A 12,961-nucleotide genomic window follows, 5' to 3' on the forward strand; every position below is an offset into this window, starting at 1 on the left:
TTTTTCTTCCTGTATACTGAAGATATCGAGGCTCACGCAATCGGAGGGATCACCCGTGGAAAATTATGATCAAGTTCAGACCCAACGATTCACTGACATGAGAGATGAAGAGCTTGTTAGTTTAGTCCATAGCGGAAACACAGAAGCATTAGATTTCTTGATTACAAAGTTTCGTCCTTTTGTTCGAATGAAGGCTCGGTCGTATTTTCTAATTGGTGCGGACAAAGAAGATATTATTCAAGAAGGCATGATTGGTCTATACAAAGCAGTTCGTGATTTTAAAAGTGATAAATTATCTTCGTTTCGAGCGTTTGCTGAATTGTGCATCATTCGTCAAATTATTACTGCTATTAAAACAGCTACACGTCAAAAGCACATTCCTTTGAATTCTTATATTTCTTTGGACAAGCCGATTTACGATGAAGAGTCCGATCGAACCTTAATGGATGTACTAACTGGAAACGGTATAGACGACCCTGAAGATTTGATCATACACAACGAAGAATTTCAATACATGGAAGAGAAAATGGGTGAAGTATTAAGCGAACTAGAGCGCGAAGTACTGGCGCTTTATCTAGACGGTCAGTCTTATCAAGAAATTTCAGAAAAACTAGAACGTCATGTAAAATCGATTGATAATGCACTGCAACGAGTCAAGCGAAAATTAGAGCGGCATATACAGATTAACGAGATGCCAAGCTCTTGATGAGCGGTTGACAGAGCTGTTTTAAGGTGATAACCTTGAAAAAGCTGTAAACTTGAATAAGGTGATATAATGGTTAAAAAAATTGCATTAAGTTGCTCAAGATGCGCAACTCGTAATTATACGGTTCCTGCGCAAGCGGAATCTAGCACACGTTTGGAACTCAAAAAATTCTGTGCTCATTGCAATGAGCATACCGTGCATAAACAAACGATATGAATTTTATCTGAATGCCGGACGATATAGAGTGATTTTGAAATTCGGAGGTTTTTAAAATAATGGGTAACATTAGTGGTTTCTTTAAAAATGTCGTTTCGGAAATGCGGAAAGTTAGCTGGCCAAAACGAAAAGAACTAACACGTTATACAATCGTTGTTCTTGCTACTTGTATTTTCATGGCTCTCTTTTTCACGGTAGTCGATGCAGGCATATCGGGATTATTCCGTTGGTTCGTAGCACTTTAAGTTGAACGATAAGAATAATGCATAAAAAATAGCCCGTTATTCTATGAGAACGGGTTTTTTTATTTGGTAAAAAAGGAGGGATGGACGTTTAGTCCGCACGATTATGGAGAAAAATTGGTATGTAGTCCACACCTATTCTGGATATGAAAACAAAGTTAAAGCAAACCTAGAAAAGCGTGTAGAAACAATGGGGATGGAGGATCTTATCTTCCGCGTTATTATTCCTGAAGAAGAAGAGACAGATTTTAAAGACGGTAAGAAGCGTACAGTTATGCGCAAAACTTTCCCAGGGTATGTTCTGGTTGAATTGATCATGACAGATGAGTCTTGGTATGTAGTTAGAAATACACCAGGCGTTACAGGATTTATTGGTTCATCAGGTGGAGGAGCAAAACCGACACCATTACTAGATGAAGAAGTTGAGTTTATCCTGAAACAGATGGGAATGACTGAACGCAAAATAGATATCGACTTTACAATCGCAGACACGGTTGAAGTAATGGAAGGGCCGTTCGCCAACTTCCAAGGTAAAGTAGAAGAAATTGATGAGACAAAAGGTAAAGTTAAAGTATCGATTGATATTTTTGGTCGCGAGACAAAAATGGAATTGGATTTCGAGCAAGTTCGAAAATCATAAAAGCCCCTTGCAATTCTGAATTATTAATGGTATTATTTCATAGGTCAGACTGTCATAGGACAATCTGTACAATTTAGCTAATTCTATCAACATCGTTGACAGACAGATATTTGAGTGGGAGGGGAAACCCTATTACCACATCACGGACTTAAGGAGGTGTGTTTCGTGGCTAAAAAAGTTGTTAAAGTTGTAAAATTGCAGATTCCTGCAGCAAAAGCTAATCCAGCGCCACCAGTTGGTCCAGCATTGGGTCAAGCAGGTGTTAATATCATGGGCTTCTGTAAAGAGTTCAACGCGCGTACGGCAGATCAAGCAGGACTGATCATTCCAGTTGAGATTTCAGTATTTGAAGATCGTTCATTTACATTCATTACGAAAACTCCACCCGCAGCTGTTCTACTAAAAGTGGCAGCCGGTATTGAATCAGGTTCAGGCGAACCGAACCGCAATAAAGTAGCGACTGTGAAACGCGACAAAGTTCGCGAAATCGCAGAAACTAAAATGCCAGATCTAAATGCTGCTTCAGTAGAAGCTGCAATGTTGATGGTTGAAGGTACTGCTCGTAGTATGGGCATCACAATCGAAGACTAATTCGAGTAGTTGTTTTTGGGTGGGTTGCGCAGTTCATCGTGAACCGCGCAGCCTTTAATCGTGGGAGGTTTAAACCGTTAGACCACAACAAGGAGGACGTTTAAAATGGCTAAAACAGGTAAAAAATTACGAGATGCACAAAAATTAATCGATCGTTCAAAACTATATGACGTAAAAGAAGCGATTGAACTTGCGAAAAAAGCAAGCACAGTAAACTTTGACGCAACAGTAGAAGTGGCTTTCCGTCTAGGAATTGACACGCGTAAAAACGATCAGCAAATCCGTGGAGCAGTAGTACTTCCAAACGGAACTGGTAAAACTCAAAGCGTTTTGGTTTTCGCTAAAGGTGAAAAACTAAAAGAAGCTGAGGCAGCTGGCGCAGATTTCGTAGGCGACGCTGAATACATCGAAAAAATCCAAAAAGGATGGTTTGACTTCGACGTGATCGTTGCAACTCCTGACATGATGGGTGAAGTTGGTAAACTTGGACGCGTTTTAGGACCAAAAGGCTTAATGCCAAATCCTAAAACAGGCACAGTTACATTTGATGTAACTAAAGCTGTACAAGAAATCAAAGCTGGTAAAGTGGAATACCGTGCAGATAAAACAGGTATCATCCACGCGCCAATCGGAAAAGTTTCTTTTGATGACAGCAAGCTTGCTGAAAACTTAGAAGCTATCTATGACGTAGTACAAAAAGCGAAGCCATCTTCTGCTAAAGGTACTTACATCAAATCGTTGAATGTTACTACTACAATGGGACCTGCTGTTAAAGTAGATCCAGCAAAAGTAGTTGCTAAATAAAATATTGACATCGTATTTTTGCTCTGCTATACTAGCGGAGTTGTGAAATACCCATTTGTACCGCAGACAGTAGGGGCGCTGGTCGCTTAATTTATCCCTGCCGAGGACATGATGAATTCAGTTAACATCTTTTTGATGCTGATTTTATGCCTCTGTGTCTGTAATGGACCAGAGGCTTTTCTTATGGACGGTATAAATGAAAATTCTATGGGAGGTGCCAAAATGAGCAAAGCAGTTGAAACGAAAAAAGTTGTCGTGCAAACAATCGCTGATAAATTTAATGCCGCAGCATCAGTTGTAGTTGTAGATTATCGTGGATTGAATGTTGCACAACTAACAGAACTTCGTAAACAGCTTCGTGAAGCAGGTATTGAGTTTAAAGTTTACAAGAACTCGATGGCTCGCCGTGCAACAGAAATGCACGGACTTGAAGCAATCAACGAACACTTTACAGGACCAAACGCAATTGCATTTTCTAACGAAGATGTAGTAGCACCTGCACGGATCATCAATAACTTCGCGAAAGCAAACGAAGCTCTTGAAATTAAAGCAGGTATTATTGAAGGTTTAGTATCATCAGCTGATGATATGAAAGCTTTGGCAGAACTTCCATCACGCGATGGTTTACTGTCTATGTTACTCAGCGTACTACAAGCTCCAGTTCGCAACTTTGCAGCTACTACAAAAGCAGTTGCAGATCAAAAAGAAGAACAAGGCGCTTAATAAGTTAGCCGGCTAAGCACGACAAAAAAATTACCTATCAATAGGAGGAAACTATAATGACACAAGAACAAATCTTAGACGCAATCAAAGAAATGACAGTTCTTCAACTTAACGACCTAGTAAAAGCAATCGAAGAAGAGTTCGGCGTAACTGCTGCAGCTCCTGTTGCTGCAGCTGCAGCTGGCGGTGCTGTTGAAGAAGAACAAACTGAATTTGACGTTGTTCTTACTTCTGCAGGCGATGCAAAAATCAAAGTAATCAAAGCAGTACGTGAAGTAACTGGTCTTGGTCTTAAAGAAGCAAAAGCTCTTGTAGACGAAGCTCCTAAAGCTGTTAAAGAAGGCGTATCTAAAGAAGACGCTGAAGAAATCAAAGGCAAACTTGAAGAAGTTGGCGCGTCAGTAGAAGTTAAGTAATTTCATAAAACAAGTAGAAGGGAGAGAAGTTCGTCAGTGTATACCGGCGGGCTTTTCTTCTTTTTAAATTTAGTTGAGTGAGCGCTTATTGTTCGTAATAAGGTAAATGCAAGGAGGACTTTACATGTCTCAACATTATTATTCCAAAAACCCTCAAACAAAAAGTAATCCCCGAGAGTGGACAGACATACTTCTGGGTGAGAAGTTCCGATTCCAGACTGACACAGGGGTTTTTAGTAAAAGTGAAGTCGATTTTGGTTCGCGTTTATTGATTGAGACATTCAAAGAAGCTGATCTAGATGGACCAATACTGGATGTTGGCTGTGGTTATGGACCAATCGGAATGGCAATCGCCAAAAAAAATCCTCAAATACGAGTTCACATGATCGATGTCAACACGCGAGCCATTGAACTAGCCAAGAAAAATGTGGAAAAGAACGATGTATCTAACGTTGAGATTTATGAAAGTGATGGGTTAAGTGCTGTCGAACTCAATGATTTTTCAGCAATTTTAACAAACCCACCGATTCGTGCAGGAAAAGAAACGATTTTTCGGTTTTATGAAGAAGCTACTTTGAAATTAGCGGATGGTGGATCATTGTGGGTAGTAATACAGAAAAAGCAAGGTGCACCTTCTACGCAGATGAAACTAGAAGAGCTTTTCGGGGACGTACGTGTAGTAGATAAGAAAAAAGGTTACTTTATTTTTGAGGCTCGAAAAATTTGACTTGACAAAATCGCTGTGGTATTATAATGAAATGCAAAATTTATTAATTTGAGGTCGTTTGCCCTTTTTTGGGCTCCGCATGGCGACAGAGTGAATTACGTGTAAACCGAAAATGAGCTAATTTTAGTCTTGTTTTCTTTTTGTCTTTTCGATAGCATACACTATTTTGTGGCAATCGCAAAGACCTATAATCGTTTTATTGAGGGGTGAATAAGTTGGTAGGTCAACTAGTTCAGTACGGTCAACATCGTCAACGCAGAAGTTTTTCGAGAATCAGTGAAGTGCTGGATCTTCCGAACTTGATTGAAATTCAATCATCATCTTATGAATGGTTTCTCGAAGAAGGTCTTCGTGAAATGTTCCGAGATATCTCGCCGATTGAAGATTTCACAGGAAATCTATCGCTCGAGTTTGTTGATTACAGTCTCGCGGAACCGAAGTATCCAGTCGATGAATCGAAAGAACGCGACGTAACTTATGCGGCACCTTTGCGTGTTAAAGTTCGTCTGCACAACAAAGAAACAGATGAAGTAAAAGAACAAGATGTCTTTATGGGAGATTTCCCATTAATGACAGAAACAGGTACGTTTGTGATCAACGGAGCAGAGCGCGTGATTGTTTCTCAATTGGTTCGTTCACCAAGTGTTTATTTCCATGACAAAACTGATAAAAATGGTAAAAAAGGCTTCGGAGCAACTGTTATTCCAAACCGTGGAGCATGGCTGGAATATGAAACAGATGCAAAAGACGTTGTGTACGTAAGAATTGATCGCACACGTAAATTGCCAGTAACAGTTCTTTTAAGAGCTCTTGGATTTGGATCTGACCAAGAAATCATTGATTTACTTGGAGATAACGAATTTCTTCAAAATACACTTGAAAAAGACAATACAGAGAGCACAGAAAAAGCGCTTTTAGAAATTTATGAGCGTCTGCGCCCTGGTGAACCACCAACAGTTGAAAGTGCGAAGAGCCTATTATACTCACGCTTTTTTGACCCGAAACGCTATGATCTTGCAAACGTTGGCCGTTATAAAATGAACAAAAAACTTCACATTAAAAACCGTCTTTTCAATCAAACCATTGCTGAAACATTAGTAGATCCTGAAACAGGTGAAATTTTAGTTGAAGCCGGTACATTGATTGATCGTCGTGTTCTTGATCGCTTAATTCCGAACTTAGAAAACGGTGTTGGTTTCCATACAGTTTCTCAAGTAGGTGGCGTTTTAGAAGGTGAAGTTACGCTACAGTCGATTAAAATCTATGCGCCAAATAATGAAGATCAAAAAGAAATCACTGTGATTAGCAACGCTTATATAGAAGATAAGATTAAAAATGTAACGCCAGCTGATATTATTGCTTCTATTAGTTACTTTTTTAACCTCCTATATGGTGTTGGAAATACAGATGATATTGATCATCTTGGTAACCGTCGCTTGCGTTCGGTGGGAGAACTTTTACAAAACCAATTCCGTATCGGGTTATCTCGTATGGAACGTGTTGTGCGTGAACGGATGTCGATTAATGATACACAAGCAATCGTTCCTCAGCAATTGATCAATATCCGTCCGGTTATTGCTTCAATTAAAGAGTTCTTCGGTAGTTCTCAGCTTTCTCAGTTTATGGACCAAACCAATCCACTAGCTGAATTGACCCATAAACGCCGACTATCGGCGCTTGGACCCGGTGGTTTGACGCGTGAACGCGCGGGCTTTGAAGTACGTGACGTTCATTACTCACACTATGGCCGTATGTGTCCGATTGAAACGCCTGAGGGCCCGAACATTGGATTGATCAATACACTCTCAACGTTCGCAAAAGTGAATAAGTTTGGTTTCATTGAAACTCCTTATCGCCGTGTAGATGCTGAAACAGGCATTGTTTCAAAACAAATTGATTACTTGACTGCAGACGAAGAAGACAACTATGTAGTCGCTCAAGCCAATTCGAAGTTGAACGAAGATGGTTCATTTGTCGAAGAAGGTGTTGTTGCGCGTTTCCGTGGTGAAAACACGGTGTACAAACGCAGCAATATTGACTACATGGACGTTTCGCCAAAACAAGTAGTTTCTGTAGCAACAGCTTGTATTCCGTTCCTTGAAAATGATGACTCCAACCGTGCATTAATGGGAGCGAACATGCAACGTCAAGCCGTTCCATTGTTAAACCCGGAAGCTCCTTTCGTAGGAACTGGAATGGAACACTTAGCAGCACGTGATTCTGGTGCAGCTGTAGTAGCAAAGCAAGATGGTATTGTTGAATACGTGGAAGCTAAAGAAATTGCAGTTCGTCGCATTGAAGTGGTCGATGGCAATGAAGTTAAAGGTGACCTTGATACGTATCGATTGCAGAAATTTGTTCGTTCTAACCAAGGAACAAGTTATAACCAACGTCCCATTGTTAAAGTTGGGGATCGTATTTCTAAACGTGATATTCTAGCTGATGGACCTTCAATGGAACGCGGAGAGATGGCTTTAGGAAGAAATGTATTGGTTGGCTTTATGACATGGGATGGTTTTAACTACGAAGATGCGATCATCATGAGTGAACGCTTAGTAAAAGACGATGTTTACACATCGGTCCATATAGAAGAGTATGAATCGGATTCACGTGATACAAAACTTGGACCAGAAGAAATTACGCGCGACATTCCGAACGTTGGAGAAGACGCATTACGTAACTTGGATGACCGTGGAATTATCCGTGTCGGAGCCGAAGTAAAAGATGGAGATATTCTAGTTGGTAAAGTGACACCTAAAGGCGTAACCGAATTAACTGCTGAAGAACGTCTTCTTCATGCTATTTTTGGTGAAAAAGCACGTGAAGTTCGTGATACTTCATTGCGAGTGCCTCACGGTGCTGGCGGTATTGTATTGGATGTTAAAATCTTCAATCGCGAAGATGGAGACGAGTTACCACCGGGTGTTAATCAGCTGGTTCGTGCTTATATCGTTCAAAAACGTAAAATTTCTGTCGGTGACAAAATGGCTGGACGTCACGGAAACAAAGGTGTTATTTCAAGAATTCTACCTGAAGAAGATATGCCGTTTATGCCAGATGGCACACCAATCGACGTTATGTTAAATCCACTTGGTGTACCTTCACGTATGAATATCGGTCAAGTACTTGAATTGCACTTAGGAATGGCTTCTCGTTCACTTGGGATTCATATGGCTTCATCTGTATTTGATGGAGCAAATGAAGAAGACGTGCTTGAAACAATGGAAGAGTCGGGTATGCCACTTGATGGCAAGACGATTCTTTACGATGGCCGTTCTGGTGAAGCGTTCGATAACCGTGTGTCTGTAGGAATCATGTACATGATTAAACTTGCCCACATGGTTGATGATAAATTGCACGCTCGTTCAACTGGACCTTACTCATTGGTTACACAGCAGCCATTGGGTGGTAAAGCGCAATTCGGCGGACAGCGTTTTGGTGAGATGGAAGTATGGGCACTTGAAGCATATGGTGCAGCACATACATTACAAGAAATCTTAACGGTGAAGTCAGATGACGTGGTAGGTCGAGTGAAAACATATGAAGCGATTGTTAAAGGCGAAAGTGTACCGGAACCAAGTGTGCCGGAATCATTTAAAGTTTTGATTAAAGAACTTCAAAGTTTAGGTATGGACGTTAAAATGTTAACGATTGACGATGAAGAAATTGAGTTGCGTGATTTGGATGAAGAAGAAGATCTTCAACCAGCAGACTCATTAAATATCTTGCCGATTGCAGATACAGAAGCACCGGTTGGAACAATTGATTAATAATAGTTGGAATCGAACGGCTTTAATTAGCCGTTCTCCAGTTATTCATTCAGCCATTACCGAGGAAGAGCCGTACAGAAACTCGAGACAAAAGGGAGGTAGGCTCCTTGATAGATGTTAATAATTTTGAGTATATGAAAATCGGATTAGCGTCACCCGATAAAATTCGCTCATGGTCTTATGGAGAAGTCAAAAAGCCAGAAACAATTAATTACCGTACATTAAAACCTGAAAAAGATGGGTTATTCTGCGAACGAATTTTCGGTCCTACAAAGGATTGGGAATGTCATTGTGGTAAATATAAACGTGTCCGCTATAAAGGTGTAGTTTGTGATCGTTGTGGCGTTGAAGTTACACGTTCAAAAGTTCGCCGCGAACGCATGGGGCATATTGAGTTAGCTGCTCCGGTTTCTCACATTTGGTATTTCAAAGGAATTCCAAGCCGTATGGGACTTATCTTAGATATGTCACCGCGTTCACTTGAAGAAGTAATTTACTTTGCTTCTTATGTAGTAATTGATCCTGCGGATACACCACTTGAAAAGAAACAGCTTCTATCTGAAAAAGAATACCGTGCTTACCGCGATAAGTTTGGGAAGAAATTCCAAGCTGCTATGGGTGCAGAAGCTATCAAGCGTCTATTGCAAGAAATTGACCTTGAACGGGAAACGGATTCTTTAAAAGAAGAGTTAAAAACAGCTCAAGGCCAACGTCGTACTCGTGCGATTAAACGTCTTGAAGTTGTTGAGTCATTCCGTAATTCAGGAAACAACCCTGATTGGATGATTTTAGATGTTCTTCCTGTTATTCCACCTGAACTTCGCCCGATGGTTCAATTAGATGGAGGCCGCTTTGCGACTTCTGATTTAAATGACCTTTATCGTCGCGTAATCAATCGGAATAATCGTTTGAAACGTCTTTTGGATCTTGGTGCACCAAGTATTATTGTTCAAAACGAAAAACGCATGCTTCAAGAAGCTGTTGATGCATTAATCGATAACGGTCGTCGTGGCCGTCCAGTTACTGGACCTGGTAACCGTCCGTTGAAATCTCTTTCTCATATGTTAAAAGGTAAACAAGGACGTTTCCGTCAAAACCTTCTTGGTAAACGAGTAGATTATTCAGGCCGTTCAGTAATCGTAGTTGGACCTAACTTGAAAATGTACCAATGTGGTTTACCAAAAGGAATGGCAATTGAATTGTTTAAACCTTTTGTTATGAAAGAATTGGTTGAACGTGGATTGGCTCATAACATTAAGAGTGCAAAACGCAAAATCGAACGTCTTCATTCTGAAGTTTGGGATGTACTGGAAGATGTGATTAAGGAGCACCCGGTTCTGTTGAACCGAGCACCAACTCTTCACAGATTAGGTATTCAGGCATTTGAACCAACATTAGTTGAAGGCAAAGCAATTCGCCTTCACCCGCTTGTATGTACTGCATACAATGCCGATTTTGATGGTGACCAAATGGCTGTTCACGTACCTTTATCTTCTGAAGCACAAGCAGAAGCAAGATTATTAATGCTTGCAGCTCAAAACATTTTGAATCCAAAAGATGGAAAACCTGTTGTAACACCATCTCAAGATATGGTTTTAGGAAACTATTACTTAACACTTGAGCGTAAAGGTGCTACGGGAGAAGGCGCTACTTTCTCAGGACCTGAAGAAGTAATGATTGCTTATCAAACAGGCCACGTGCATTTGCATACACGTATTGCGATTCAAGCTGGGGCTGTTAACAACCCGACATTTACAGAAGAACAAAACAAAATGCTTTTATTGACTACTGTTGGTAAAATTATTTTCAATGAAATTCTGCCAAAGTCATTCCCATATATTAACGAGCCAACTGACTTTAACTTGCAGGTGGAAACACCATCGAAGTATTTTGTTGCTACAACGACGAATATTCGAGAGCATATTAAAGAAGCAGAACTTGTCACGCCATTTAAGAAAAAAATTCTTGGGGAAATCATTGCAGAAGTATTCAAACGTTTCCACATTACGGAAACTTCTAAAATGCTTGATCGCATGAAGAGCCTTGGATTCAAATATTCAACGCAAGCTGGCATCACTGTTGGTGTAGCTGATATTGTAGTACTTCCAGATAAAGAAGAAATTCTGGTCGATGCACAAGAAAACGTTGATAAAGTAATGAAACAATTCCGTCGTGGATTGATTACTGAAGAAGAACGTTATTCACGTGTTATTTCGTATTGGAGCAATGCAAAAGATATCATCCAAAATAAATTGATGGCATCTCTTGATAACTTGAACCCAATCTTTATGATGAGTGATTCCGGAGCTCGTGGTAACGCATCTAACTTTACACAGCTTGCAGGTATGCGTGGATTGATGGCCAACCCGGCTGGGCGTATTATCGAACTTCCGATTAAATCTTCTTTCCGTGAAGGATTGACAGTGCTTGAATATTTCATCTCTACTCACGGTGCTCGTAAAGGTCTTGCCGATACAGCACTTAAAACAGCCGATTCTGGTTACTTAACTCGTCGTTTAGTAGACGTTGCACAAGATGCAATTGTCCGCGAAAATGACTGTGGAACGGATAGAGGCTTATTGGTTGGAGCGTTAATGGAAGGTTCAGAAGTGATTGAAGAGCTTGATGAGCGTATTGTCGGTCGTCATGCGAAGAAAACAATTCGCCATCCAGAGACAAAAGAAATTCTTGTAACAAAAGACGAATTGATCACGCAAGATTTGACTCGTCTTATCGTAGAAGCGGGTATTAAAGAAGTTACAATCCGTTCTGCATTTACATGTAATACAAAACACGGTATTTGTAAGAAATGTTACGGCACGAACTTAGCAACTGGAGACGAAGTTGAAGTGGGCGAAGCAGTAGGCATTATTGCAGCTCAGTCAATTGGTGAGCCAGGAACTCAGCTTACGATGCGTACATTCCATACAGGCGGAGTTGCAGGAGACGATATCACTCAAGGTCTTCCGCGTATCCAAGAAATATTTGAATCGCGTAATCCGAAAGGCCAAGCTGTTATTTCTGAAATTACAGGTACTGTTACCGAAGTTGAAGAAATTCGCGAAGGCCAGAAAGAAGTAACGATTCAAGGTGATGTTGAAACGCGTAAATACTTAGCTCCTTACAATGCACGTATCAAAGTTCAAGTCGATGACACTATAGTTCGAGGCGAAGTATTGACGGACGGTTCAATTGATCCAAAACAATTACTACAAGTAAAAGACGTTCAAGCTGTTCAAGTTTATCTATTGAAAGAAGTTCAAAAAGTATACCGTATGCAAGGTGTAGAAATTGGTGATAAGCACGTAGAAGTTATGGTTCGTCAAATGTTCCGTAAAGTTCGCGTAATTGAAGCCGGTGATACAGAATTGCTACCAGGTTCACTTTTAGATATTCATCAATTTACTGAAGCTAACGTTAAAGCGGTTCTAGAAGGTACATTACCTGCGACAAGCCGACCTGTAATTCTAGGGATTACGAAAGCTTCTCTTGAAACAGAATCATTCCTATCAGCCGCATCTTTCCAAGAAACGACTCGCGTCCTTACAGATGCAGCCATTAAAGGAAAACGTGATGAGTTATTAGGACTGAAAGAAAACGTGATTATCGGGAAACTTGTTCCAGCTGGAACAGGAATGCAACGTTACCGTCAAATTAAGATTGCTCAAAGCGAAAAAGCTGCAAAGCAAGAAATTGTCGGTACAGAATCATAAAACAAAATTCTAAGATTCCGGGGATGTTACAAAAATCTCCCCGGATTTTTTTAAGAACTTTGTTGACAGCATTATCATAGGATGATAATATGTTAAGGGTTGATGGTTAACGGTCTGATGCTTTGGAAGATATGCAAATGTCTAATGAAAAAGTAAAACAGACAACTGAAGTAATCATCGGTACAAAGCAGACAGTAAAAGCATTAAAAAGCGGTATTGTCCCAGAGATAATAGTGACAAATGACGCGAACGATCGAATGACCAAACAGATTGTCCATCTGGTTTTAAAAAGGTATTCGAGTTGAATTTGCAGATTCACGATTGAAGCTTGGCAAAGCATATGACATTCACGTCAGTGCAGCTGCTGTGGCTATTACTGGATAACAGTTTTTGTGTAAATCACAAAGACTTTG

At 40.4% G+C, this 12,961-nt stretch carries 12 protein-coding genes and 1 other annotated feature; all 12 genes read left to right on the forward strand.

The genetic code is table 11. The features are described from left to right. Nucleotides 1-55 precede the first annotated feature (55 nt). On the forward strand, nucleotides 56-706 hold the full coding sequence (gene sigH / locus I858_RS00500) for an RNA polymerase sporulation sigma factor SigH (RefSeq protein WP_049694525.1): 651 nt from the start codon (nucleotides 56-58) through the stop codon (nucleotides 704-706). 69 nt (nucleotides 707-775) lie between these two features. After that, nucleotides 776-922, forward strand: coding sequence for a 50S ribosomal protein L33 (gene rpmG, locus I858_RS00505; protein WP_071645337.1), 147 nt, complete (start codon nucleotides 776-778; stop codon nucleotides 920-922). A gap of 59 nt (nucleotides 923-981) precedes the next feature. Next, a complete protein-coding gene (secE, locus tag I858_RS00510) occupies nucleotides 982-1,167 on the forward strand; it encodes a preprotein translocase subunit SecE (RefSeq protein WP_049694526.1) in 186 nt (61 codons plus the stop codon). 103 nt (nucleotides 1,168-1,270) lie between these two features. Further along, nucleotides 1,271-1,804: a transcription termination/antitermination protein NusG gene (nusG, locus tag I858_RS00515; RefSeq protein WP_049694527.1), complete on the forward strand. Its 534-nt coding sequence runs from the start codon at nucleotides 1,271-1,273 to the stop codon at nucleotides 1,802-1,804. A gap of 165 nt (nucleotides 1,805-1,969) precedes the next feature. After that, entirely contained in the window at nucleotides 1,970-2,395 is a 426-nt protein-coding gene (gene rplK / locus I858_RS00520; protein ID WP_006828906.1) for a 50S ribosomal protein L11, read from the forward strand. Between the two features lie 105 nt (nucleotides 2,396-2,500). Further along, on the forward strand, nucleotides 2,501-3,199 hold the full coding sequence (gene rplA / locus I858_RS00525; RefSeq protein WP_049694528.1) for a 50S ribosomal protein L1: 699 nt from the start codon (nucleotides 2,501-2,503) through the stop codon (nucleotides 3,197-3,199). Between the two features lie 42 nt (nucleotides 3,200-3,241). After that, nucleotides 3,242-3,390: a sequence feature (ribosomal protein L10 leader region), on the forward strand. A gap of 31 nt (nucleotides 3,391-3,421) precedes the next feature. Further along, a complete protein-coding gene (rplJ, locus tag I858_RS00530) occupies nucleotides 3,422-3,922 on the forward strand; it encodes a 50S ribosomal protein L10 (protein ID WP_049694529.1) in 501 nt (166 codons plus the stop codon). Nucleotides 3,923-3,978: 56 nt separating this feature from the next. Beyond that, complete coding sequence (gene rplL / locus I858_RS00535; protein ID WP_049694530.1) at nucleotides 3,979-4,338, forward strand: 50S ribosomal protein L7/L12; 360 nt, start codon at nucleotides 3,979-3,981, stop codon at nucleotides 4,336-4,338. A gap of 124 nt (nucleotides 4,339-4,462) precedes the next feature. Further along, nucleotides 4,463-5,065 carry a class I SAM-dependent methyltransferase gene (locus I858_RS00540; protein ID WP_049694531.1) on the forward strand — a complete coding sequence of 201 codons (603 nt, stop codon included), beginning with the start codon at nucleotides 4,463-4,465 and terminating at the stop codon, nucleotides 5,063-5,065. 215 nt (nucleotides 5,066-5,280) lie between these two features. Further along, nucleotides 5,281-8,835, forward strand: coding sequence for a DNA-directed RNA polymerase subunit beta (gene rpoB / locus I858_RS00545; protein WP_049694532.1), 3,555 nt, complete (start codon nucleotides 5,281-5,283; stop codon nucleotides 8,833-8,835). 107 nt (nucleotides 8,836-8,942) lie between these two features. Next, the gene (gene rpoC, locus I858_RS00550) at nucleotides 8,943-12,548 is read left to right on the forward strand and encodes a DNA-directed RNA polymerase subunit beta' (protein ID WP_049694533.1); all 3,606 of its coding nucleotides are present in this window, start codon (nucleotides 8,943-8,945) and stop codon (nucleotides 12,546-12,548) included. Between the two features lie 131 nt (nucleotides 12,549-12,679). Continuing rightward, the gene (locus tag I858_RS00555; protein WP_239457196.1) at nucleotides 12,680-12,853 is read left to right on the forward strand and encodes a ribosomal L7Ae/L30e/S12e/Gadd45 family protein; all 174 of its coding nucleotides are present in this window, start codon (nucleotides 12,680-12,682) and stop codon (nucleotides 12,851-12,853) included. Nucleotides 12,854-12,961: the final 108 nt, after the last annotated feature.

Source organism: Planococcus versutus (genome assembly GCF_001186155.3).
Lineage (GTDB): Bacteria > Bacillota > Bacilli > Bacillales_A > Planococcaceae > Planococcus > Planococcus versutus.

What these genes read in the sequence shown, in the direction of transcription:
- rpmG (WP_071645337.1), top strand. Translation starts at nt 776, where the DNA reads ATGGTTAAAAAAATTGCATTAAGTTGCTCAAGATGCGCAACTCGTAAT.
- secE (WP_049694526.1), top strand. Translation starts at nt 982, where the DNA reads ATGGGTAACATTAGTGGTTTCTTTAAAAATGTCGTTTCGGAAATGCGG.
- nusG (WP_049694527.1), top strand. Translation starts at nt 1,271, where the DNA reads ATGGAGAAAAATTGGTATGTAGTCCACACCTATTCTGGATATGAAAAC.
- rplA (WP_049694528.1), top strand. Translation starts at nt 2,501, where the DNA reads ATGGCTAAAACAGGTAAAAAATTACGAGATGCACAAAAATTAATCGAT.
- rplJ (WP_049694529.1), top strand. Translation starts at nt 3,422, where the DNA reads ATGAGCAAAGCAGTTGAAACGAAAAAAGTTGTCGTGCAAACAATCGCT.
- rplL (WP_049694530.1), top strand. Translation starts at nt 3,979, where the DNA reads ATGACACAAGAACAAATCTTAGACGCAATCAAAGAAATGACAGTTCTT.
- I858_RS00540 (WP_049694531.1), top strand. Translation starts at nt 4,463, where the DNA reads ATGTCTCAACATTATTATTCCAAAAACCCTCAAACAAAAAGTAATCCC.
- I858_RS00555 (WP_239457196.1), top strand. Translation starts at nt 12,680, where the DNA reads ATGCAAATGTCTAATGAAAAAGTAAAACAGACAACTGAAGTAATCATC.